Source organism: Halomonas sp. DP8Y7-1, assembly GCF_019801685.1.
Lineage (GTDB): Bacteria > Pseudomonadota > Gammaproteobacteria > Pseudomonadales > Halomonadaceae > Halomonas > Halomonas litopenaei_A.
The window spans coordinates 125,335-149,049 of sequence record NZ_JAHVIN010000007.1 but is presented as its reverse complement, the minus strand read 5'-3'; the positions used below and the strand labels follow the sequence as shown (position 1 = coordinate 149,049).

Annotated in this window: 25 protein-coding genes; 16 read left to right on the top strand and 9 right to left on the bottom strand. The window is 58.8% G+C overall.

Annotation, left to right across the window (positions count from 1 at the left end; translation table 11 throughout):
- Positions 1-10: 10 nt before the first annotated feature.
- The 12 genes from KUV41_RS11465 (at position 11) to KUV41_RS11410 (ending at position 11,179) form a co-directional block, all read left to right on the top strand.
- Positions 11-406, top strand: coding sequence for a hypothetical protein (locus KUV41_RS11465; RefSeq protein WP_108448757.1), 396 nt, complete (start codon positions 11-13; stop codon positions 404-406).
- Positions 407-689: 283 nt separating this feature from the next.
- On the top strand, positions 690-1,094 hold the full coding sequence (locus KUV41_RS11460) for a hypothetical protein (protein WP_222486177.1): 405 nt from the start codon (positions 690-692) through the stop codon (positions 1,092-1,094).
- 20 nt (positions 1,095-1,114) lie between these two features.
- Positions 1,115-1,339: a superinfection immunity protein gene (locus KUV41_RS11455; RefSeq protein WP_222486176.1), complete on the top strand. Its 225-nt coding sequence runs from the start codon at positions 1,115-1,117 to the stop codon at positions 1,337-1,339.
- The gene (locus tag KUV41_RS11450) at positions 1,293-3,425 is read left to right on the top strand and encodes a hypothetical protein (RefSeq protein WP_222486175.1); all 2,133 of its coding nucleotides are present in this window, start codon (positions 1,293-1,295) and stop codon (positions 3,423-3,425) included. The genes KUV41_RS11455 and KUV41_RS11450 overlap by 47 nt, the downstream gene beginning before the upstream one ends.
- Positions 3,425-3,787: a hypothetical protein gene (locus KUV41_RS11445; protein ID WP_222486173.1), complete on the top strand. Its 363-nt coding sequence runs from the start codon at positions 3,425-3,427 to the stop codon at positions 3,785-3,787. Before KUV41_RS11450 ends, KUV41_RS11445 begins: the two co-directional genes overlap by 1 nt.
- A gap of 37 nt (positions 3,788-3,824) precedes the next feature.
- Positions 3,825-4,307, top strand: a complete 483-nt coding sequence (locus tag KUV41_RS11440) for a DUF1833 family protein (RefSeq protein ID WP_222486171.1) — start codon at positions 3,825-3,827, stop codon at positions 4,305-4,307.
- Positions 4,307-4,720 carry an NlpC/P60 family protein gene (locus KUV41_RS11435; protein ID WP_222486169.1) on the top strand — a complete coding sequence of 138 codons (414 nt, stop codon included), beginning with the start codon at positions 4,307-4,309 and terminating at the stop codon, positions 4,718-4,720. Before KUV41_RS11440 ends, KUV41_RS11435 begins: the two co-directional genes overlap by 1 nt.
- Positions 4,680-8,372: a host specificity factor TipJ family phage tail protein gene (locus KUV41_RS11430; protein WP_222486167.1), complete on the top strand. Its 3,693-nt coding sequence runs from the start codon at positions 4,680-4,682 to the stop codon at positions 8,370-8,372. Before KUV41_RS11435 ends, KUV41_RS11430 begins: the two co-directional genes overlap by 41 nt.
- Before the next feature lie 379 nt (positions 8,373-8,751).
- The gene (locus tag KUV41_RS11425; protein ID WP_222486165.1) at positions 8,752-9,492 is read left to right on the top strand and encodes a hypothetical protein; all 741 of its coding nucleotides are present in this window, start codon (positions 8,752-8,754) and stop codon (positions 9,490-9,492) included.
- A gap of 125 nt (positions 9,493-9,617) precedes the next feature.
- On the top strand, positions 9,618-10,319 hold the full coding sequence (locus KUV41_RS11420) for a hypothetical protein (protein ID WP_222486163.1): 702 nt from the start codon (positions 9,618-9,620) through the stop codon (positions 10,317-10,319).
- 1 nt (position 10,320) lies between these two features.
- The gene (locus KUV41_RS11415) at positions 10,321-10,743 is read left to right on the top strand and encodes a hypothetical protein (RefSeq protein WP_222486161.1); all 423 of its coding nucleotides are present in this window, start codon (positions 10,321-10,323) and stop codon (positions 10,741-10,743) included.
- Complete coding sequence (locus tag KUV41_RS11410; RefSeq protein ID WP_222486159.1) at positions 10,736-11,179, top strand: DUF4376 domain-containing protein; 444 nt, start codon at positions 10,736-10,738, stop codon at positions 11,177-11,179. Before KUV41_RS11415 ends, KUV41_RS11410 begins: the two co-directional genes overlap by 8 nt.
- Positions 11,180-11,199: 20 nt before the next feature.
- On the opposite strand, the gene KUV41_RS11405 is transcribed toward KUV41_RS11410, so the two are convergent.
- From KUV41_RS11405 to KUV41_RS11390, 4 genes are all read right to left on the bottom strand, one after another.
- Positions 11,200-11,709 carry a hypothetical protein gene (locus KUV41_RS11405; protein WP_222486157.1) on the bottom strand — a complete coding sequence of 170 codons (510 nt, stop codon included), beginning with the start codon at positions 11,707-11,709 and terminating at the stop codon, positions 11,200-11,202.
- 12 nt (positions 11,710-11,721) lie between these two features.
- Positions 11,722-12,009, bottom strand: coding sequence for a hypothetical protein (locus tag KUV41_RS11400; protein WP_222486155.1), 288 nt, complete (start codon positions 12,007-12,009; stop codon positions 11,722-11,724).
- Between the two features lie 22 nt (positions 12,010-12,031).
- A complete protein-coding gene (locus KUV41_RS11395) occupies positions 12,032-12,274 on the bottom strand; it encodes a hypothetical protein (protein WP_222486153.1) in 243 nt (80 codons plus the stop codon).
- A gap of 518 nt (positions 12,275-12,792) precedes the next feature.
- Positions 12,793-13,005, bottom strand: coding sequence for a hypothetical protein (locus KUV41_RS11390; RefSeq protein WP_222486151.1), 213 nt, complete (start codon positions 13,003-13,005; stop codon positions 12,793-12,795).
- 1,491 nt (positions 13,006-14,496) lie between these two features.
- Between KUV41_RS11390 and KUV41_RS11385 the strand changes: the two genes are divergently transcribed.
- The 3 genes from KUV41_RS11385 (at position 14,497) to nadB (ending at position 17,933) form a co-directional block, all read left to right on the top strand.
- Positions 14,497-14,715 carry a hypothetical protein gene (locus KUV41_RS11385; RefSeq protein ID WP_206944555.1) on the top strand — a complete coding sequence of 73 codons (219 nt, stop codon included), beginning with the start codon at positions 14,497-14,499 and terminating at the stop codon, positions 14,713-14,715.
- A gap of 523 nt (positions 14,716-15,238) precedes the next feature.
- Complete coding sequence (locus tag KUV41_RS11380) at positions 15,239-16,384, top strand: FUSC family protein (protein ID WP_222486149.1); 1,146 nt, start codon at positions 15,239-15,241, stop codon at positions 16,382-16,384.
- Positions 16,365-17,933: an L-aspartate oxidase gene (gene nadB / locus KUV41_RS11375; RefSeq protein ID WP_222486147.1), complete on the top strand. Its 1,569-nt coding sequence runs from the start codon at positions 16,365-16,367 to the stop codon at positions 17,931-17,933. The genes KUV41_RS11380 and nadB overlap by 20 nt, the downstream gene beginning before the upstream one ends.
- Positions 17,934-18,055: 122 nt before the next feature.
- Here the strand turns inward: nadB and KUV41_RS11370 are convergent, their stop codons facing one another.
- Positions 18,056-18,733, bottom strand: coding sequence for an energy-coupling factor ABC transporter permease (locus KUV41_RS11370; RefSeq protein WP_222486145.1), 678 nt, complete (start codon positions 18,731-18,733; stop codon positions 18,056-18,058).
- 63 nt (positions 18,734-18,796) lie between these two features.
- Complete coding sequence (gene purU, locus KUV41_RS11365; RefSeq protein WP_206944563.1) at positions 18,797-19,651, bottom strand: formyltetrahydrofolate deformylase; 855 nt, start codon at positions 19,649-19,651, stop codon at positions 18,797-18,799.
- A gap of 288 nt (positions 19,652-19,939) precedes the next feature.
- Here purU and KUV41_RS11360 point away from each other — a divergent pair, with 288 nt between their 5' ends.
- The gene (locus KUV41_RS11360; protein WP_222486292.1) at positions 19,940-21,526 is read left to right on the top strand and encodes a ribonuclease J; all 1,587 of its coding nucleotides are present in this window, start codon (positions 19,940-19,942) and stop codon (positions 21,524-21,526) included.
- Between the two features lie 141 nt (positions 21,527-21,667).
- Here KUV41_RS11360 and KUV41_RS11355 read toward each other — a convergent pair whose 3' ends face one another.
- The 3 genes from KUV41_RS11355 to moaE form a co-directional block, all read right to left on the bottom strand.
- A complete protein-coding gene (locus KUV41_RS11355; RefSeq protein ID WP_206944564.1) occupies positions 21,668-21,952 on the bottom strand; it encodes a hypothetical protein in 285 nt (94 codons plus the stop codon).
- A gap of 301 nt (positions 21,953-22,253) precedes the next feature.
- Complete coding sequence (moaA, locus tag KUV41_RS11350) at positions 22,254-23,246, bottom strand: GTP 3',8-cyclase MoaA (RefSeq protein WP_222486290.1); 993 nt, start codon at positions 23,244-23,246, stop codon at positions 22,254-22,256.
- 8 nt (positions 23,247-23,254) lie between these two features.
- On the bottom strand, positions 23,255-23,713 hold the full coding sequence (gene moaE / locus KUV41_RS11345; RefSeq protein ID WP_222486288.1) for a molybdopterin synthase catalytic subunit MoaE: 459 nt from the start codon (positions 23,711-23,713) through the stop codon (positions 23,255-23,257).
- Between the last annotated feature and the right edge of the window lie 2 nt (positions 23,714-23,715).

Here is a 23,715-nt window from a genome sequence, read left to right as displayed (position 1 = left end):
GGAATTCCCGATGGCTTTCAATGCAGAGCAGAACGACCCCGCCAAGATCGATGGTGGCGCCTGGGTAGAATTGCGCGGAGCCAAGTGGCTGATTGCCCGCTCAGGCAACGCCGCATACCGCGAGGAGCTTGAGGCCCTGCGCACCAACCTGCCCGAGTCACAAGCGGAGCGTATGGAGGCTGAGGCGCGGGCTCTGGCGAAGGGTATTCTTCGAGGATGGGAGGATGTCGTCGACCGCAACGGCGACCCTATACCCTTCACGGTGGCCAATGCCACGCGCGTGCTGCTCGACAACGATGATCTGGCCATTGAGCTGGCCCAAGAATCCCGCCGGCGTGAGCACTTCCGCAGGGAGGACATTGCCGAGCAGGGAAAAAAGCCGCGGCAGCGCTCAAGTACCGCCTGACAACAGCCGGGCGAGAAACCAAGCTCGCCACGATCGCAAAGGCGCTCAATCTCTCAAAGCAGGTTGAGCCGCCAGAGATCGACGAGCGCTGCGCCTTCTGGCTGCATCTGTTCGACCTCCTCTCCCCTTCAAGGCCTGCCGGCCACGGCCACCTTCAGCCCATACCGTTGTCTGAGATGGCTGCCTTACGACAGATGATGGTGCTACCCTGCTCCTCAGAGGAGTTCATTGGGATTGTCCAAGAGATGGACTTCACCTACTTAGAAGTAAAAGGAAAATGGGCATGAAGGCACTCTTGGCGGCTTCAGCTGCGATTGTGTTGGCGGGCTGCGCGCCATCTACCGTGCTTGAGCTGAAAGACGAGGCGACTCCCGTAGAATTCACCACAGAGAAGCCCTACCAGCGTGTTTTCAAGGATCTCAAAGGTGAGCTTGATCGCTGCATTTTTGGCGGCTTCTTGATGGCGAGTGCTCGTGTGGATGCCCAGCTGTATCCAGACCTGGGCGAGGGGGAGATAGCGGTGCGCTACAACAACATGGGCGACAAGTCAGTGTTTTTGTTAGTCGAAGTTCTAGACCAATCTCAGTCCACACTCGTGACCGCATATCCGTCAACATTCGGCCTCTGGGATCAGTCAGGTGAGCAGGTCAGGCAGTTTTTGCTGAATGACGTGCCATTCTGCGACTAGGCCACCCAGGAGACAGCGACTTGGATATCAGTTACTCCTTCCTGGAAGCTCTGCCGCTGCACCCGCTGGTAACGCTGGCTCTGTTTATAGCCGTCTACTTTCTTCCCTGCATCATCGCCGGGGCGAGGAGCATGCGCCATGCAGGGGCCATTACGGTGCTGAACTTTGTTGCTGGCTGGACCTTTGTAGGGTGGGTCGTTGCCCTCACATGGGCCTGCCTGGACAAGCCTCCGCCTGAGAAATAGTCGCCAACGCCAGTTAATTGAAGCCCGCCTAGAGCGGGCTTTTTCGTGCCCGGAGAATATGATGGCCTATGAATCACGCCTAGAGCTCACTATCGACAGCCGCAGCGGTGAACGCCAGCTGCGACGCCTCGATCAAAGCCTAGATAAGGTCGAACGCCAGGGCTCAAAGACCGCGGCGACGACGAACAAGATAGGTCTTGCGCTCACGGCAGCCTCAGGTGCGATGGCTGGGCTCACGGTCGGCACAGGGATCTTTGCGGCAGTCTCGAGACAAGCTTCAGACGCCGCAGTCGAGATCGAGCGCATGGCGCGCATCTCAAATTCAGGCGTCGAACAGTTTCAGCGTCTGTCTTACGCGGCCCGCGAGTACAACCTTGAGCAAGGAAAGGTCGCAGACATAATTCGAGACGTTCAGGACCGTGTCGGTGACTTCCTGCAAACGGGTGGCGGTGAATTCGCAGATTTCTTCGAGAACATCGCGCCCCAGGTCGGCCTGACTGCCGAGGCTCTCGCCAACATGTCAGGTCCGGATGCTCTGCAGGCGATCTACAACGCCTTGGATCGGGCCAACCTTTCCGCCTCCGAGATGACCTTCTACATGGAGGCGCTCGCCAGCGATGCGACAGAGCTGATCCCACTTCTTCAGGACAATGGTGAAGCGCTTCGGCGGCTTGGCGATGAGGCCGATCGTACAGGGAAGGTGCTATCAGCGCTCAATGTGCAAAGACTCAAGAATGTACGGAACGAGTTTCATAGCCTGGAGCAACAGCTTACGGTCGAGACCGCCCGCGCTGTCAGCCAGTTTGACGACATGATGAAGTCGTCCCTTGAGGGAATTAGCTGGGCCATCGAAAACGTATCGAATGGCTTCAGCGCCTTCATGGACTACTTCCGCGAGAACGACCTCAAGCGGTCCATCATAGGCATTGATGATGAGCTAAGTCGGGTCTTCGACGACAAGCGTCGACTCGAGCTGCGCATCGAGATGTATGGCGCTGACTCTCCGCAGGGTCAGGATGCACTCGCCGCCATGGATGAGGTGAAAGCGAGCTATGACGAACTCATCGAACGCAAGCAGGAACTGATCAACCAGCCAGACAGCTTTGAACCACCGACAGCACAGACATTCGATCGCGTTAGTAGCAAGGACCGGGCAGCGGCAGAGCGAGAGCTGGCCAAAGCAGAGCGCGAGCGTCTTCGTGAAGAGGAACGACTAGCGCAGTCCCAGCAGACACTGCTTGACCGGCTGTATCCTCTTGAGGCAGCACATCGGCGGTATCGAGAGGAACTCGATCTGCTCGATCTCAAGGCCGCAGCCGACGACACGCTGAACCTCGCAGACGCCCAGGAGCGACTACGCACACAGTATTCGGTAGAGCTGACCGGCGGCTTCATGGAGCAGATCGCCACCGGCGGGCTAGCTGAGAAGGTCAAGGAGACTGACGACCTCACTCGGGATCTGGGGCTCACGTTCTCCAGCGCGTTCGAAGACGCCATCGTGGGCGGCGAGGGTTTCCGGGATGTTCTGGCGGGCATTGCCGAGGACATCGCTCGCCTGACGGTTCGCAAGAACATCACCGAGCCCGCAGTCGAGGCAATCTCAGGCTTTGACTGGGGCGGCTTGATCGGCAGCGCTTTCGGTAGCGCGTCAGGCGGGAGCGCATTTGGAGCTTCATACGGCTCGTCGAGCGCTGGCAGCTTCCAGGGCTTTGCGGAGGGTGGATGGACAGGCCCTGGCGGCAAGTACGAACCGAAAGGCGTAGTTCATGGTGAAGAGTTTGTTGTCCGCCGAGAAGTGGTGAAACGGCCAGGCGTACTGCCTATGCTCGAGCGCCTCAACAACATGCCCGGCTATTCCAATGGAGGCCTAGTGGGAGGCTCGCCAACGGCCATCAGCGACACCGTCGTCCAGGTGATCGATCAGCGACAAGGCGGCGCGCAGCCGGAGGTGCAAGAAAGCCGAAGCTCCGATGGCCGGCGGCAAATCCGCATCCTGATACGCGACGAGGTCAAGAGCATGTTCAATGACGGCACCATGGATTCGACCATGTCCCGCAACTATCGACAGAAGCGGAGGCCCTTATAATGCCCACCTGGCCTGCCTCCCTCCCTCAGAAAACGCTCGCGGCCAATTACAACGAGGCTCCGCAGAGCCAGGTGCTGCGGTCCCCGATGGATAGCGGCCCGGCCAAGACCCGGCGGCGCTTCACCGCTGCGACCATGACTGTGCCGTTTGAGTGCCATCTGACGCTCGATCAAATCCCGACGTTCGAGGCGTTTTACTCCGACGAAATTGCCGCCGGCGCCCTGCCCTTTGATATCCCACACCCACGGACCGGGGCAACGGTATCGGTGCTGCTGAAAGGCGATCCGCCTTACCAGTTGGCACCGGTTGGCGCCGGGGCGACACACTACCGCCTATCTCTAACCCTTGAGATTCAACCCTAGCCCGCCTCGGCGGGTTTTCTTTTGCCCGGAGATCGCCGTGGCCGTTCGTTCTATCTCTGCCGATACGATGAGAGAGCTGTTCGCTCAGAACAGTGGCGCCGTGATGCTGGCCTGTGTCCAGTTCACGCACGCCCAGATGTCTGAGCCTGCGCGCATCGTCAACAACACCGAGAACATCCAGTTCAATGGGCAGACCTATATCGGCCTGCCCTTCGAGCTGACCTTGCCCTCAGACACCGAAGAGCGAATCCCCACCGTTGAGATGAGGGTCGACAACGTCGATCGGACACTGGTCGATCTGCTTCGCAGCGTGGACTCTCCGCCCGGCGTACGCCTGGACATCGTTCGCGTACAAGGTGGCGTGGTTACGCCGGAAATCGGCCCGCTCGACTTCTCACTTCTTAACTCGGATATCGGCGTGGACGTTGTGACTCTCTCCATCGGCTACTCCATGGACATCCTCAACGAGCCCGCCGTCGCTGACATCTTCAACCCTGGCCTTGCCCCCGGACTGTTCTGATGCTCGACGTCAGCGAGTACATCGGGCTGCCCTTTCAGTCGGGTGGCCGTGGCCCGAGATATGACTGTTACGGCCTCCTGCGCCTCGTCTACACCGATCGACTGGCCATCGAGATCCCAGAGCATGTTGGCTACACCGACACTATGACGCCGGTCACCGCGGCCATGATCCAGGGTGGATTGGTGGATTGGCGCAGAGTGGCCAACCCGGACCCCTGGGACGCCGTGTTGTTCAACGTTGATGGACGCCCAAACCACATCGGCCTGGTCATCGCGCCGGGGTGGATGCTCCACACGACCCGCCAGAAAGACGCCTGCATCGAGCAATACACCCGCCCTTATTGGCGCTCACGTATCGAAGGATTTTACCGGTATGACAACGATTGTCGCCCGTCCGCACCCCATGCGGAGTGAATGCTACAGCGCCGAAATTCCGGACGGCGCGACGCTGTACGAAACCTTTGGCGATCTGCCGGCGAACGTTTTCGCCCAGGTCGACGGTGAGGTGTGGTCTCGCGAGGACTGGAGCACGCCTCTGCCTGCCGACGGCGTGGTCACCCTGTACGCCAACCCCGAGGATGATATCGGTCGCGCTGTGGCCATCATTGCAGTGGCTGTGCTCGCCGCCTACACCGGGGGCGCGGCGGCAGCGGCCTTCGGCGGAGTGGGAACAACAACAGGCGCATTGGCGGGCGCTGCAGCTAGCGCCGCAGTGACTATTGCTGGAAACCTGGCAGTCAACTCCCTGATCCCTCCGGCATCGCCGGAGCCGGCCGGCGCCGTGCCGTCGCCCAATGTCCGTCAATCGTTGACGGGCACTCGCAACCAGGCCGACCCGTACGGCGTCGTCCCCCGCGTCTATGGAAACCCACGTTGGTATCCAAAGCTTGCTGCGAACCCTATTACAGAGATCGCCGGCAACGACCAATACCTGCGAATGGTGCTGTGCCTGGGATATGGCCCCCTGGAAGTAGCCGGTCATCGCGTTGGCAAGGGCTACCCTGTGCTCAACCAGAACACAGACATTGGCAACGCCATCCGCATTGGAGAAACCAACATCTCCGATTATGAGGACGTGGAGTGGGAGATCGGCACAGCCGACAGCATTGAGCTCGACTACGCAGATATTGATGAAGAGGCTGTGGGTGTAGCACTTAACCCCAACCGGGACTATGACAACGATGTATGGGTATCGGATGGAGTCAGCGCCGCCAGAACCACGGCCCCAAACACGAAAGAGATAAGCCTTGATATCGTGTTCCCTCAAGGCTTCTTCTGCATCAATGACAACGGCACACGATCTGGCCTCAAGGTTGAATTCAAAATTGAGTATCGCCGCAAGGGGGCAACTACCTGGCAGGTCCATGATGCAAACTGGCTCGTTGGTGGAGGCAAAGGCACCAAGGATACGTATCGTCTGAATCGTCGGTGGAGCGTCCCTGTCGGGCAATATGATGTCCGGCTGACAAGGGTCAGATCGAGCCACGGCGGCGTCCAGGCGGTGTATACCGATTGCCAATGGGCGGTGCTTCGCTCTGTCCAGGGCGGCCCTTCTTACAAAGGTAATCACGTCCTCATGGGCCTGAGGGTCCGCGCTACCGATCAGCTGAACGGTGTCATTGATCAGCTTAACGTGAAGACTCAGGCGGTTCTGCGTGTCTACAATGGTTCCTCGTTTTCACTGCAGGCGACCAGCAATCCAGCATGGGCCTATCTCGACGCCCTCACCGGCGAGCAAGTCGGGCGCCCGGTGAGTGACGGGCAGATCGACATCGAGAGCATTCGAGAGTGGGCGCTGTTTTGCGGGATCCAAGGCCTCAGCTACCACTGGGTGCACGACGCCAGCGAGACGCTATTCGAGCGCGCGAAGGCCATCGCCTCCACCGGCCAGGCCTCGTTCGCGCTCCAGGATGGCCTGTTTGGTGTAGTGCGGGACAACCCGAACGAGCCTGTGGTGCAGGCGATCTCACCGCGAAATGCCATCGGGTTCTCGTCCTCTCGGCAGTTCCAGGACATGCCCCACGCCCTGCGCGTGAAGTACATTGACCCGGACACCTGGTCCGACGCCGAGCGCATTGTCTACCGGGACGGCTACAACGCCAGCAATGCGACGCGCTTCGAGGACTTCCAGACCCAGGGCGTGGCCAGTGCCGCCGAGGCGTACCACCACGGCATGTACCACATCCGCCAGGCCATCCTCCGGCCGGAGACCCACCGCGTTCAGATGGACTGGGAGAACCTCGCCGTCATGCGAGGGAACCGTGTTGCTCTGGCCTACGACGTGATCTCTGTCGGCCTCGGGCAGGCCCGGGTAACGTCCGTCAGCGGCCTGACAATCACGTTGGATGAGACCGTCCAGTATGAGACCTCGCGCCCCTATGGTGTGCGAATTCGAGGTTACGACGGCCCACAAGCTACATCACTGGTCACCGCGAGCACGGTAGGTGCGACCCAGGAGCTGACGCTATCCGATCCCATTGATGTTCAGGTGGGAGACTTAGTTCTGTATGGCGTTCTCAACAAAGAGTCTATCGACTGCAAAGTATCGAAGATTGAGTATGCCGGCGAATTCACGGCTGACTTGACGTTGGTTCCAGCGGCGACTGATATATATGACTTCTCGTCAGCACCAGATTTCGACCCAGGTATTACACGTCCGATACCGATCGACCAGATACCACCCCCGATTCCTGCCATTACCTCAGTGCGTGGCGATCAGTCGGCTGCGTTCCAGAACCCTGACGGCTCATTCAAGACCTTAATCCGGGTGGGATACTCGTTCTCAGCCCAGGTGGGGCTGCCTTCTCTGCAGGTAGAGGCACGTTACCGCGTGGTTGGCGATGAAGCATGGATGAAGGCAGGGCCTTTCGTGGCCTCAGGAAACCTGACGATCGACAACGTCAGCGACGAACAGAGGTATGAAATTCAGCTGCGCGCGCGCAACGGCCAGTTATTCTCTCCGTGGTCCCAGCAGGTAGCCTTTGACGCTATCGGTCAGCAAGTGTCGCGACCAACCAGCGTAGAGATCAATGAACACACTTTCGAGATCGTGATTCAGCCCAAAGGCATCTATCCGGACGCAAAGTGGCAGGTCTACTGGTCTCAAACGCCGCTGGCCGAGGGGGATATTGTCTCTGTTGGAAACCTGCTTGGCATTGGCTCGTCCTTTGTTCACACAGGCCTGACCCCTGATACCACGTACTACTACTACGTTCGGGGATGGAGTGCGAACTACACATCCGCTTGGTTCAGTGCCCAGGGAACGACGGATAACGATCCGACCGTCATCATGAAGCTTATCAGCGGAGAGATTAAGCAGTCAGACCTGTGGCCAGAGCTTTCCGACGAGGTTGATAAAATCCCGGCCCTGGAGCGAGAGGCAGAGCTGGATGGCCTGCTTGAGTCCATCACCAGTTCGGTCTCAGTCGTTCAAAATGCGGCGGGCGGATCGGCCTACCAGATGGAGGTGGTCAACCGTGTATCGGATACAGCGGCCACTGCCACAAGGATCGAGACACTGCAGGCGACCCTGGGCAACGACATCGCCAGTGTCCAAGAGCAAGCCCAGGCCAGCATCGACCAGCAGGCAGGTCGCATCAACGCGATGTGGACTCTGCGGGTGGACGCAAATGGGCTCGTGGGCGGAATCGGGCTGGCGAATGACGGCCAGGAGGTCAGCTTTATCGTCCGAGCCGATACGTTTGCCGTGGCGCCGCCTGGTCTCCCGGACAACGAAGTCATTCCGTTCTTCACTCAGGGAAGCCAGACATTCATCAAAGAGGCGATGATCTCTGAACTTCTGTTCACGAAGCTGCGTGCCGGAGACGGTTCTCTGGTGTTCAAGAACGGCAAGCTGCAAGCCGAATACATCGAAGTGGATCAGATCGTTCCCAAGGAGATCATCTCCTCAGTGACGGTCAACGGAAGGCCAGCATACGCCTTCCGGGAAAACGGCACCTTCGAGCTCAATTCATCGGCCAGCGGTGGACGAATCGTGCAGAACGGCGATGGCATTCGGGTCTACAACTCCAGCGGAAGACTGCTGGTCAGAATGGGGATGTGGTAATGGGTTCTGGACTGCAGGCGTGGCACAGCAGCACCGGGGCAAAAACGCTGGACGTGACAGACCGGCTAACCCGAGTGCTGGGATACAAGTACTTCCCATGGACATCGCGAAGCTACGACACAATCCCCTCTGGATATAACGGCAGCACGACGCACTCGCTACTAACAAATGGGTCCCCGTTCTACTTCTTTGCACCAGGGTCTATCGCTCAACGCTTCTACGACGGATGGCCGCCACCGGTGCCTCAAGTCAGCTTCTCTGGTGACAGGATCTCATGGACTTGGGATGTGAACGCTTTAAATGCCTGGCAGAGCAGCTCCGGGTCGTTTGGAGGTGGATCTAATGTCGGTGATCTGTACCTCTACTTTGGAGTTTACTGATGGCTGCGGGCTTTCAGGTATTTGCCGCTGATGGGCAGACCTTGCAGGTTGATGGAGAGTACATCAACTTCAGCCTGAGGAAATCAGGTACCATCAGCTCCTCAATGATTAAAGCCAACGGACTTGGGGGATATCATTGCTGTATCGATATTACCGGGTTCAATAACCCAACAGTGGCTTACATCGCGAGCGGTTCTGGTAACAGATGTAGCATGGAGATCATTCGACCTGAGGGAACTTACCTCGGGGGGTACGTAGGGGGGCGCTCTTACGTTCGGTTCACATTCGATGATAGCAGTGCGTCAGTGACTTACTACATCTTCGATCAGTGGACAGCTCCCAGAGGGAATAGTGGGGTCGAGGTCTTCAATTACAGTGGCCAGGTCGTCTTCCACAGCGATTGGTACACAATGCAGGTGCGGGGCGTCATCAATGTCCCGGCAAACAGACCGAGAATCGTAAACCTTTCATCAGGCGGCGATCCAGAGACGTTCACCGTTGGCTCTATAGTGGCGGGCACCGCCATCATGCCCACGTTTTGCAGGCTATACACCGTGGCGCCCTACCAGGATATACCGGTCACGTATAAATCAGGGTTTTGGACGTCCGGCAATACTCTCTATACGAGATACATAGCTGCAGGAGAATACGGGAATAGTCAAGGCTGGAACTACAATGATGATTGGGCCATGCCCATACTCATGGTAGATATCTCGGTTTGCCCCGTACCTTATGGGTAAGTTTCAGCTTCACGCACACAGCCTAACTGCTCTCCACGAACGTGAGCCCTCAGCTGGCGTGAGGAAAAACCACGCCTCCACCACATGCACTACACACCCAAAATCTCCACCAAAGCAGGTGAATCATGGCATACGAATCCGTTGAGGACGCAAATCAACAGACCCTTGAGACGCTGACGGAGCTGGAGCGCAGAGCCCGTGAGCTCGTCAACATTCTTAAGGGAGGAATTGATGTCGGGCAAAGCGGAACTCTGGGCGACCTGTCATTGCTGGATACGCTCAGCGCTTCCCCTGTGGGCAATGCTGCCACTCTACGTAGTAATATAGGGTTAGGCACTGCGGCGACGGCTTTCGTAGGTACTGGTGCGAACGATGTCCCAAAAACATCGCAGGCAGATGCGAGGTACGCGCGGCTGTCCGGGGCGAATGACTTCGACACGATGCCTCTTGTCGGAGGGAGCCCGATTTTAGAGTCCGACAGTAACAGCGACGGGTTTTTCACGAGATACGCAGACGGTACTCAATATGTATGGGGGCAGCTTCCCAGACCTCCTTTAAACGGATGGCAAGGTGCCGCAGGAGGGGGCTTCCTGTTTGCTTCAGCTGGAAACAAAACGTTAGCTTCGTCATTTGTGAGCCCACCTTTTGTTATACCAGCGAGCCAAGATGGTCAAGTTGGTTCGCGCTCAGCTTATGTCGTGCGAGCTGTAGCTAGTAATACAGCTATCGAATCTTGCTGGTACGCCTGCCCGACTGTCACACAATACAGCGGGTCTTCGCAAGCCGAAGGCACCTTCTTTGCCATTGGTTATTGGAAGAATACTTAACATGATTATAGTCTTTAAGGCAGTGACGTCCGCCCCCGATCAATACCTTTTTGATGGAGAGAAAGTTAATGCCTACTCGGGATATGGGCATGAGGAATACGACCTTTCCAATTTTCCGGAGGGAGGGGGGTTCGTCGGTGCATCAAATTCAGGCTCAGGGCCTGAAGCGATACTAGGCGTTGTGCGGGAAAATGGTCAGCTAAAGCTTACGCTTGCTCAGCAAGTCATTCCTGGACAGTACCCTAAACATAAGGCCCACTGGCGAGAGTCACCTATTATCGACGCAGCCGACTATGACCCGAACAAATGCTACGTCGTGCCCACAGGCATGGCAGGCGTAGACGACTACGAAATCGTGCAAGGCGTGGATGTTGCCGGCAACACCGGCTGGACGGTCCGTAAGAAGGAGATGGCTGATGGGTAACGTGTACTGGATCCCGCCTAAGACAGAGGCAGAGAAGCTGGCGGAGGCTCAACAGGCTGCGCTGCGCCGCATCAATGCGGCCCGTGATGCCACGCTCGCTGACGGACTGCCTTACACCATGCCAGACGGAACCGGTGACGTGATCCAGATGCAGGCTGAGGACCGCCAGAACCTGATGGGGCTGGCGATTGATGCCCGCGATCAGGTGACAGCAGGCGAGACGGGGGCGGTGCAGGAATTCCGTGCAAGGTCCAACACCCGGTATGCGCTGACACCGGCGCAGATGATTGACCTGACGGATGCAGCCCTGCTGCACTACAAAGACGTGATGGCGCAGAGCTGGGACCGCAAGGACGCCATCGAGGCGGTGGAGCTGGGCGATTATCCCTCGCTGGACGATGCCGTCGCGGCTATTGAGGGGATTGGCTGGGAGTGAGGTGAGAGCCACGGATGGCATTATAACTCACCAGCAATTACCATCTTCTTAATGTTCTCGATCTCTTTTGCTTTTCTCTGCATAAATTCCATACTGGCAGAGCTCGGCCCTGAATTATGATCTCTGTACTGCTGATAAACGATGATATAGACCCGTTCGAATTCTGTTGGGTCGCAATACCAGTCATTGACCAATTTATTTACATCGGGATCCAAATAAAGAAGCGAGTCCATAGCCTTCTCAAATCTCGAAACCACCTCTCGACGCAGTTCATATCCATTCGTAGCTGAGTTTTTGGGGCGCCCGGAGAAGAAGCCAACACAACCATGGATGGTATCCAGCGCATCAAGCACGGGCCTTTTTACGGTCCGGACTTCCTCAAGTCTTTGAATTTCAACTTGTAGCCTGTGTGACATCCTGGCTGTTCTTGCTGAGCTTATGCCAGCCCAGGCAGCGAACACAGTTGAAACAGCTGCCAAAATGGCCGGAGAAAGCTCGACCCAGAAAGCCAAAGATTTCAATTCTTCCACGCACTCACACTCCTATAGCCTCCTTCTCACCTGCCCCACCTCTGCCCAAGAATCCTTCGCCAAGCGCCACACGCCTTCGCTGATCTCGTGCTTGCGTGAGAGCAGATACTGAGGCGTGCCTGGTTGCCACCAGTCGTCCTTGATCTCCTTGTCCAGAACGCAGCGCCCACTGATCAGCCACCCCTTCCACACGACGTGGTATTCGACCAGCTTGTCGATCGGCGGCGTTGCACGGCTCAGGCTGAGCCAGCCTTTTCGCTCGAGGCGCTTGCGCCACTGGGTGATTTGGTAGCTGTCCATCGTCACGCAAGAAGCTACCTGCCTATTTTACAAACAATCGCTCTTTCTCGTGGCGGTGACAGCCCATGCACCAGTAGTTGATCATGGTGCAGCCCTCGCCTAACCAGCCCGCTTCAACCTTGAAGGTCAGCCAATCGTCGCCCTCGTGCTTTGTCTCTTCGTTACCACAAGAGCACCTCAACGTCACGTAGTCGCCGGCGACGAACAGAGCCATATGCTTCATGATTTCCCCCTCATCAATACGACCTGCCATAGTGTGGCCCATGGCCTGCTACCTTATTCTCTAAAACCACCTCCCGCCTAAGCCATGCCGACGGCACCGTGTATAGCCTGGTGTATGGCAAAGCACGTTTCTTCACGCCAGCCCAGTAACCATGGGCCTTTATCAGTCCTGCGTAGTGCTCAATCAGCCCGGCTGCAACGCCTGAATAAACGTTTCCTGACCACACGACTTACATCTGATCACATAGCCCTCGTCGGATGCACGAACGGCAAATTGAATCCAAGAGGAAGTATCTGAGATATTGAACTCTGCCGAGTAACACTTCAGGCAGTGGATCTCCTGGCCGCCCTCCACGGCCTCGAAGCAGATACTCTGCCTAACCATGATGATGCTCTCCCAATGACTAACAGACTAATGGTAAGCATAGTGGATTTTAGCTGCCACCTCCCTTTAGTGGAACGGGTGGCCTCTAGGCACTCTCAGCATCCAAACCGGATCAGGCGCTATACCTGAGAGCAGCTGAGCATCTATAGGTATCATTGAAACGCTCACCGCCGGCGCTACCAGTCTGGCTGCATTGAGGCACGTAGGTTCTGGTGGCCGCAGGCCCTGCACTTGATGATGAAGCAGCGCCCATAGGGGCCGTCGGGCGTGACTTCAAAGTGCTTCCAGCGCTGCCTGCCGTGCTCGAGAAATTCTGCGCTCTGGCACGATAGGCACCGCATTTCCAGACCGCCATCGATGACCTTCAAGCTGACCTTCTGCGTGCTCATACAAGCTCTCCCCGTGAGTCTCACGGGTGCAGTTTAGCCCACTGAGATGGGGCCAGGCAGGGGAACTTCTGTGCTTAGGGCGTCAGAACCTTACAGGCTAGCGGTCACAGAGCACCGGACCTTTGCCCAAACGAGTAAACTCGTGCCTGCAAAGAGGTAAAGGAGCTACACTGTTACTACTTTCTGTCACATTATGGTTTCGTGATGAACTACCCTGCTTCCGTATTTGTTGAGCCCCGCCAGACCTCACAGGGCATCCGTACCTCTTGGGATGTTGTGAAGTATCATCCACTAGTGGGAAGGCGAGTACTCGGGACTTTTGGAGACGAGACGAAAGCCAGAAATGAGGCAGCTGTGATCGCTTTCCAAATACACCTCAAAGAGATCGGCCTGTCATCGCCTCAAGACTCTCATGTTGATGGCTCAGAATCATCTTGAGCTTGGGGCCAATCGTCTGCCACAAGATCATCGACTATATCCACCAGGTAGATAGCGGCGTGGGACAGACTAGCTACACGCTGTCTACTGTTCTCACTCCTCTATAGGTCTGATCGTGAGATATTCTCGATAGAAACCAAAGTTTCCCTGAGCAACTCAATCCTTTCCTTCAGCTCACCGCGCTCGTAATTATCAGCTTCTTTTTTTCTAACAAACCGATTCCTGTTTCAGCCATTTACGATGTAAATGCTGACATAGGCTTCGATCATGATCCACAATCCTGCTTGCTGCGGCACAGTTAGACTATTGAAAATTAAATTGAATTATGAAGTTGTTACCCGTGCCAAGCAGTCAATATGAGAACTCTGATCAATTTGGCTAGGATTTTTGTTTTAGCGACGGGCGCCTTTAGTGGGGAGGTGTGCCCCTTGGCAACGCTGGGCCTGGCTGTCTCCTGGCCGATGCGACCTGGCCAGACCTGCCGGAATGAGCAGGTCGCCCGGGACTCGACTGTCCACTTTCACCTTGCGATGGAGGCGGCGCAGTAGTCTGCATGAAGGCGGCTGGAACCATGGCAAGTTTTACTGCTGAGTGGTCGCAATTTGGTCGCACGGGCCTAGCTCTGAGAGCGCATATGTCAAACAATGCGACCACATAACTCTATGATTTTAAAAGAAACCGCATTGCAAGCGCGGCCAAAAACTAGATCATATCGAACTTAAAATCCCTCGGTGGCAACACCGTGCCGGTTCGAGCCCGGCTCCGGGCACCAATAGTTTCAATGCCTTACGCTACCTCCTGACGCTACTCAGCTCTCGACGCCCTCCTCTCTGGTCGCAATTTGATCGTGCGAATCCGGCTAATGCCCCGCCCGCAGCATGTGTTAAGCGTCAGAATGAAACGCTACATCACGCTTTATGCGACCTTGCTCAATAAGTGGCCTAGACTACACTTCAGAAGTGCAGGTAGCAGTGCAAGTCGCAGTCGTCCGAGAAGTACGCAGCGCCTCATACCATGAGGCAGCCAAGCAGTGACTTTTATTGGAGAGGCCGTATGAAGCTGAAGCTACTGAGCGCCATGGCGCTATCATCTCTCATGATGGCGGGTGCCGCATTCGCCATGGACTCCGAGATGCTCAACGAAAAGATGGCTGAGATCGAGGAGCGTACCGCGCAAGCAAGTGAGGAGGATCGTGTCGCAGCCCTTGAGCAGCAAGTGGAGGACCTCAAGGAACTTATCCATATGATGGCCGAGGAAGACCATAGCTCTTAAGAGTAGCTCTTGAGGATTGCTCCTAAGGATAGCTCCTGAGGACTGCACGGACATCCATCACGCTACTTAGTTAAAGATCAGGGCCACTACGGGGTAGTGGCCCTAGCCTTATCCGCGCGACTTGTATCCGCCCGATCTGTTTTTGCCCCAGCTGTATCCGCCACATGTCATCAACCCTCGTCTTACTCACCACACTCACATCCCAGGACGCGAGCTGGCTGCACCCAGCGCCTCACCTTCAGCGTGGGCCCTTCACCTGGGCCCTGCCCTTTAGCCAGGCCTCGACATACACCTGGATCCGGTACTGAATAGCCCCTGAGGCCAGGACGACGTCGCCGTGACGTGTTAGCATCTGCGCCTCTTTACGCCACTTCATAACGGCCGCCGAACCTTGAGCAACCGCTTGCTTCCGCCCGCCCTCCTCCAGACACCAATGACGCTTCCTGCCGTGACCGCACCCCACTGCGCGGAACCAGCCTTGCGCACATTGCCGCTTTCACCCACGCAGGCCAGGAGCTGACCCATGTTACTCGGACGCCTGCGCGACCCCTTTATCAACCACCGACATCGGCGCCTGTTCCATGTACTGCGCGTCACGCTGGCCCTGATGGTGACCTTCACCATTGTCGAGCTGTTGCCGCTGCAACATAGCGGCTGGGCCCTGGTCAGCACCGTTATGGTCATGGGCAATCTGCCCCATGTTGGCGGCGTCATCGACAAGGGCCGTCAGCGCCTGGCAGGTACGCTGATTGGTGCCGCCCTGGGCCTGTTGCTGATCAGCCTGCCCATCCCACCCTGGGCGGTGCAGCTGGGCTCTCTGGCCGGTATCGCTGTCGCCACCTGGTGGGTATTCGGTGCCCGCCAGGCCTACGGCGGCCTGATGTTTGCCATCAGCCTGCTGCTCGTTATCGGCGATGGTACCCAGCAGCTGGATGTCGCCCTGTGGCGAGGCCTCGACGTGCTGGTCGGCACCCTGGTGGGCATCGCCGCCACGCTGGTCTTTCTGCCCCACAAGGCCACGGACCTGCAGCGCTTTCTGCTGGCCGACTGCCTTGATCAGATGGCCCGGCTGTATCACGCCCACACGTCATCCACCGCGGCACCGGGAATCGACACCCGAGAGCTGTTCAAGGCGGCCAGCCAGCTACTGATCAAGCAGCGCGGACTGACAGACGCGGTGCACCGTGAGGGCAGGCTGTCTCGCACGGACGTCGACGGTCTTATTTCCTACCAACGACGCATGCTGTCGACGCTGGAGCTGCTGCTGGAGACTCACTGGAGCACCCGCCAGGGACACGAGCAGATCGATACCATGGAGGGGCTGCGGGCCCAACAGCATGTGCTCGCCAGGGATATCGGCACCCTGGCGTTCGAGATACGCACGGGTCGGCCCATCCAGGCCAACATCACGCCTTTTTCGCTGGAAGCCTTTGCCGCAGAGGCCTCCACCGCGCGCAGTGATGATGGCAGAATGCTGTTTGGTCCCAGCGGCTACCTGTGGCTGAACCGCGAGCTGGCCCGCCTCTCCGGGTCCATCGCTGAGCAGCTTGGCAAACTCGAACGCCTCCCCAGCAAGCGACTGCGACGACGAGCCCCGCGTCACGGCCTGCACCAGGCACCCTCTCTCGACAGCAAGGAAGGAAGATCCCATGACCCACGCCAGTCATGACGTCCTGATCATCGGTGGCGGCGTCGCCGGTCTTGCCATGGCCCTGGAGCTGGCCGATCACCGCAGGGTGACGCTGCTGCGGCCCGGCAACGACGATAGAGGGGCCAGCCGCTGGGCGCAGGGCGGGATCGCGGCGGTATTATCCCCCCAGGATAATGTAGAGGCTCACGTACAGGACACTCTGGTCGCCGGTGACGGACTATGCGACGAGCAAGCCGTGCGCTTCACCGTGAAACAAGGTCCTGACGCCATCGACTGGCTGCTTCAACTCGGGGTGCCCTTCACCCCCGAACCAGATCCTAGCCTGGGGTATCCCTATCACCTCACTCGGGAAGGCGGGCACAATGCCAGACGGATCATTCACGCAGAAGATGCCACCGGTCGCGCGGTCATTGATACCCTGAGGGAGCGCGCCCTCCAGCATCCGTCCATTACCTTGCGTGACGACCTGGTCGCCTATGAGCTGATCAGCAACGATCAGGGCCAGTGCTGCGGAGCCCGCTGCCTCGATCCCCAGCATCAGGTCCGGGAACTCATTGCCCAGGACACGGTACTGGCGACCGGAGGCGCCAGCGGACTCTATCTGCACACCACCAGCCCCTCTCCCGCCAGTGGCGAGGGCATGGCCATGGCCTACGATGCCGGTGCGCAGCTGAGCAACCTGGAATTCCAGCAGTTCCATCCCACCTGCCTATATGACCCGGAGGGTCCTCCTTTCCTGATCAGCGAGGCGGTACGCGGAGAAGGTGGCCTACTGCTGAATGCGGATGGCAAACGCTTCATGCCAGACATCGACCCACGGGCCGAGCTGGCCCCACGCGATGTGGTGGCAAGAGCCATTGACGCCGAAATGCAACGCACCGACAGCCCCTGTGTGATGCTGGATATCCGCCATCTGGGGGCGGCGACCATTCGGCACCACTTCCCGACGATCCATGCCCACTGCCTGGGGCGTGGCCTGGATATCACCCAGCAGCCGATCCCCGTCGTCCCTGCGGCCCACTATAGCTGTGGCGGGATCAGCGTTGATCAACACGGCGCGACCAGCGTGACAGGGCTGTATGCGATTGGAGAGGTGACCTGCACCGGTTTGCATGGTGCCAATCGCATGGCCAGCAATTCGCTACTGGAGTGCCTCGTGTACGCCCGCTCGGCGGCTCGTCATCTCGCCACGCTAAGGGAGCCACCACGTCAGCATCCGCCGAGCTCGATCATCGCTGGCACCCGCCAGGCTAAGCCGTCCGACATCGTTGAACTACACCAGGAACTGCGCCGAGTGATGAGCGCCAGGGTGGCCATCGTGCGCTTCGACGAGGGCCTCAAGGAGGCGGCCGCCCGCATCGAGACCCTGGCCTCCCGCTATGCGGAGCTGGCCGACGACGCCTGCCCGACACCCGCCCTGCTGGCCCTCCGTCACGCCCTGACACTGGCACGACTGACCGTCGCCAGCGCCCTGGCACGCCGCGAATCAAGAGGCCTGCACTACAATCCCCAATGCCCGCGCCACGCAGACCCCGCGCCCCAGCCTTCACGCTACGCGAGACACTGACACGGAACGCCAACCGCCCATGGCCGTTGCCGCCGCTGACCGTTGCCGCAGATAGGCGCCCGCATTGACGGTTGGCCCAGCCGCCAGCACAGCAAACCAAAGCCCCTCGACATCCGGGGGGCTCACTTCCGGTCATCATCGAGATAGCGTCGATCGTTGAACGTCGCCACCCAGTGCGGGTGATAGAACATCAGAATGCTGAGCAGCATGCCGCTGATAAAGGCTTCCGACGGCATCAGCAGCGGCAGAAAGCGTAGGTATTCACGGACCTGAAACAGCACCTCGGCATTCACCGCGGCAAACCACGCAACGCCCATGGCCGCGAGCCCCGAGGCCAGCGAAGAAAGCGCGGCACAGCCAAAACCGCCGACAAACAGAAACACCATGGGGTGGGCAGGGAGGCGCCTGTCGACCAAACGCCATATGGCGATGGTCACCAGCATGGGCACCACCCCTGTCACGACAAGATTGAGGCCGATAAGCGGCCAGGCCACCCTGCCGGTCACGCACAGCGACAGGTTGACCAGCAGACAGCTCAACAGCGCCAGCGGTGCCCGAAAAACCAGCGTCAGCAGGGTGGTGAAGAGCAAGTGCAAGCTCAGCCAGTCCACCGCCTGGGCACGCAACTGCCACAGCAAGGCCATCATCACGGTGGCGGCCAGCCATCGGTGCTGCAGCCCGGTACTGGCCACCAGCGCCTGCCAGGGCCGCTGGCGCACTACCAGCAGCAAACACCCTGCTGACAGCGCCCCACCCAGCCACAGCATCCAGCCCGCCACCACTACCTCGGCGAACGACATGACCGCCCCCTCCTCTCGGCGAGCTCGACACGTCGCAGCAGGGGCTCAGGCCTGACGTAGCGCTCAGGCGAAGACGACGGTCTTGTTATCGTGGATCAGTACCCGATCTTCCAGATGCCAGCGTAGCCCCCTCGCCAGCACCGTCTTTTCCACATCTCGGCCGAAGCGAACCAGGTCGGTAGGCGTGTGGCAATGACTGACACGGTGGATGTCCTGCTCGATGATCGGCCCGGCATCCAGCTCCTCTGTCACATAGTGGCAGGTCGCACCAATCAGCTTCACCCCTCGCTGGTAGGCCTGATGGTACGGCTTGGCGCCGGCAAACGATGGCAGGAAGCTATGGTGGATATTGATCACGCGACCGCTGTAGCGCTGGCACAGGTCCGGCGGAAGAATCTGCATGTAGCGCGCCAGCACGATGCTGTCCGCAGCCGACGCCTCTACCAGACGCTCCACCTCAGCGAATGCCGCCTGCTTGTCACCAGCGACGACCGGCACATGGTGGTAGGGAATGCCATGCCACTCCACCATGCTGCGCATATCGTCGTGATTGCTGATCACCGCCGCAATGTCGCAATCCAGCTCCCCCGCCGTCCAGCGATACAGCAGATCGACCAGGCAGTGGGATTCCTTGGACACCATGAGCACCACTCGGCGCTTCTGACGAGTGTCACGCAGCGCCCAATCCATTTCAAACTCCCTGGCTACCGGGGCAAAGGCGTCACACAGCGCCTCCCGAGACATGCCAATCGAATCCGCCAGAATCTCGTAGCGCATGAAGAAGCGTCCCGACGCCAGGTCGGAATGCTGATTGGCCTCGGTAATGGAACCACCATGCCCAGCAATAAAGTTGGAGACACGGGCGACGATCCCCAGTCGATCAGGACAGGACACCACCAGACGATAGAAATGCGACATAACACTTGTCTCTTGAAGCCAACCCTTGGCGTGCCCTTGGCACCACCTCTCGACGCGCTCGATAGCGCGCCACGAAAACCGGCCATTGTAGCGAAAAGTGAGGTAGCGAACGACTCCTGCTGCGCTGCCAGGGGCGTCCTGCGTTGAGTGAGCCGACCTCCATCCCTTATAGTGGCGTTACCTGTCTTCACTATGCCGAGCCCGATGTCGATCCCTCGAATTCAGATTCGTCCACGCCGCCGCTCCCCCCTGCATTTCCTGCCCCTGGGCGGTTGCGGCGAAATCGGGATGAACCTGAGCCTCTATGGCCACCAGGGACGCTGGGTGGCGGTCGATTGCGGCATGATGATTCGCCAGGACCTGCCGGGCGATCCCATTCAAGTCCCGGACACCACCGTCCTGGAGACCCTCGGCATTCAGCCCAGCGCGCTGCTCATCACCCATGGCCACGAGGACCATATTGGTGCCGTTGCCTGGCTGTGGCCCCGCTGGGGCTGCCCGATCATTGCCACGCCCCTGGCGGCGGCCATGCTGAGGATCAAGTTCGCCGAACGCGGCCTGTCCAGCGATGCCATCGAGGTCATCACCCCGGGAGAGGCCAGGGACATCGCAGGTTTTTCCTGTCGCTTCCTCGCCCTGACACACTCGATTCCAGAAAGCTGCGCGGTGTTCATTCAAGCGGGCAATACGCGCCTGCTGCACACCGGTGACTGGAAGCTCGACCCGCAGCCGGTGCTCGGCGAACCTGTTGATGAAGACGCCTTCCGCGCCCTGGCTCCCCTCGACCTGGTCGTCGCCGACTCCACCAACGCGAACGTGCCGGGGCATTCACGCAGCGAGGGAGACGTCGCCAAGGCCATGGCGGACACCATTGCCGGCTGCAGTGGGCGGGTCGTTGTTTCCTGCTTCGCCAGCAACCTCGCTCGTGTGCTCGCAATAGGCCGCGCAGCACGTCGCTGCGGCAGGCGTGTCAGCCTGCTGGGACGCTCGATGGAGAGGATGGTCGGGCATGCGCGCCAGCTCGGGTATTTTGACGATTTCCCGACGCTGGTCCCGGTCAGCGACCTCGGGTATCTGCCCCCTGAAGAGGTACTGGTGATCGCCACAGGAAGCCAGGGAGAACCCCGCGCCGCCTTGTCGCGACTGGCCCAGGGACGACATCCGCATTTCGAGCTGACAGCGGGCGACAGCGTGATATTTTCGGCCAAGGCCATCCCCGGCAACGAGCACCTGATCGAACGCCTGAAACGAGGCCTTGCCCGCTTCGATGTTCATCTCCTCGACGACGCCAGCCACCCACAGCTACATGCCTCTGGTCATCCCGCCCAGGAAGAACTTGAGCGCCTCTATCAGTGGATACAGCCGGCCAGACTGCTACCGGTGCACGGCGAGGCTCCCCATCAGGCCGCCCACCAGGCATTGGCGGAACGGCTCGGCATTGATGCCCCGCTGGCACCCCAAAATGGTGACCTGATCCGTCTCGATCAGGACGGTTTGACGGCAGAGCAGCGCTTTGCGGTATCCCAATGCATCATCGAGCGAGGCGGCATCGATCGGCGCACCTCGCGCTCTTCCGCGCGTCAGCGCCAGGAAGAGCTGTATCTGGCCATCAGCCTGGTGGCAACTGAACGAGGCTGGGCAAGAATTGGGCGCCTGATGCTGGACACCAGCCATTCACTGGGCGTCGACGAAGATAGCTTCAGCGACTGGCTTGACGATCAGCTCGATGAGCTGACAGCCGACACCCTATCCGCCCTGCGTCATGGCCTTTATCCACGCATTCTCGCGTGGCTTCATGACCATCTCCAGCGTCGACCGAAGTTGGAATTACAGCTGATGGCTACCGATATGGAAGGCATTGCAGGGGATCTCTAGGCCCCAAACGAAAGCGGCCCCGGAGGTATCCGGGGCCGCTTGCACGGAGGGGCATCATCGCTAACACGACACCCTCGGTGCCACACCTCAAGGCAGGGCCAGCAACGCTAGCGGTGAAATACCTGCCTTGGGTGGTGTAGCTTACTTGGCATTCTTGGGCGGACGGCCACGCTTGCGCTTGGGCTGCTCGGACACCAGGTCGTCCAGCGACAATCCCGCCTCAGTGATCTGCTCGCGGATTTCCGCCAGCTTCTGCGCTTTCTGCATCTCTTCTTGCTGGCGCTGGCGCTCTTCATCACGCTTTTGATCGATCACTTCCTCGACCACTTCCGCCAGCTTTTGCAGTTGCTCCATGCTGAGCTGTCGGGCCGCTGCGCGTGCCACATTCTTGTTTCGTGCAATGCGTTCCAATGTTTCGCTGGACATAGCTCACTCCATAGCCTTGGCATAAAACGGCGCGCGCCGTGATTCACTTGAAGAAAAGTATATGCAACCTCTGGCTCTTGGCAAGAAATGCAGCAAATATTTCCTGGTCAATTATCAAAAACCGGCGTGCCAATACCCATCATACATCGCCTTCCATTCCCCAGCATACCTGGCCATTCCCTTACATGGCGGAGCCTTCAACAGCGGGTTACCGTGAGTGAAGAAGCAGCACAACGCAACGCGGGCGCCCATGGCGCCCGCGAAAACTTATTCGGCAAATGGCAGATAAAGCCCCAAGCCATTAGCCACCTGTCATGTTCATGAAGCGCACGACCTGGACATCCCCGTCAGTCGTGAAATGATGCCTTTCCGGCTTCATGGGCATGGCCTCGACGATAGCTCGCTTGAGCCGCTCGATGTCGCCGGGATAACGTCTCAACACCGCCCTCAGGTCAACCGAGTGCTCGTTGCCTAGACACAGCAACAGGCGTCCCTCGACGGTGACGCGAACCCGATTGCAACTTGCGCAGAAGTTGTGGCTATGGGGAGAAATAAAGCCGATGCGGGTATCACTGTCCTCCATCCGGAAATAGCGTGAAGGACCCGCCGTGGCTTCCGCCGTGGACAACAGCGGATGGCGCTGCTCAATCAGCGCCCTGACCTCATCGCTGGAACAGTATGTCTCTGCGCGTGAGTGGTCCGAGACGTCGCCGAGGGGCATTTCCTCGATGAAGCTGATATCAAGCTGCTGGTTCCTGGCAAAGGTCACCAGATCCAGCACCTCATCCTCATTGCGCCCCTTCAGCACGACCGCATTGAGCTTGATCCGCTCGAACCCCGCCTCTCGCGCAGCCTCGATACCATCGAGCACTCGACTCAGGTCACCGGTACGGGTCAGGCGGCGGAAGCGCTGAGGATCCAGCGAATCCAGGCTGACATTCAGGCGTTTCAGACCCGCCTGACGAAGCTCGACAGCATGACGCCGAAGTCCGGCACCATTGGTGGTCATTGCGAAATCCTTGAGCCCTGACAAGGCACCGATACGCGTCACCAGTTCACCGATATTACGCCGCACCAGGGGTTCTCCACCGGTCAGACGTATCTTTTCGACGCCAAGCTCGGTGAAGGCTCGCGCCACCTGGGCGATTTCTTCCAGAGTCAGCACCTGTGCCCGCGGGAGGAACGTCATTTCCTCGCTCATGCAGTAAACACAGCGGAAGTCACAGCGGTCCGTCACCGATAGCCTGACGTAATTCACGCGCCGGCCGAAGCTGTCGACCAAGCCGTCGCTCATGCTGTCCGTCATTGCACACCACCTTCCCATCGACGAGCGTCCGCACGGTCCTGGCAGCGCTCGGATACCCAATAATCGCCGCTGGCCGTGTGCTCCTTCTTCCAGAAGGGTGCCCGCGTCTTCAACTGGTCCATCAGGAATTCGCAGGCCTCGTAGGCGGCGCGGCGATGAGCACTGGCCACCACCACCAGAACGATGGGATCACCTGGTGCAAGCCGCCCCACCCGATGGATGATGGTCACGTCCTCGAGCGGCCAGCGCTGGCGCGCCTCATCCTCGATCTCGGCCAGCGAGGCCTCGGTCATGCCGGGATAATGCTCCAACGTCAGCGCCGTGACGTCGGGGCGTTCATTGAAATCTCTGACCAACCCGGTGAAGCTGACGACAGCCCCCACATCGGAGCGACCTTGCAGCATCGCCTGCTGTACGTCACCTGCCTCAAAGCGCTCTTGCTGCACCCGAATCATCA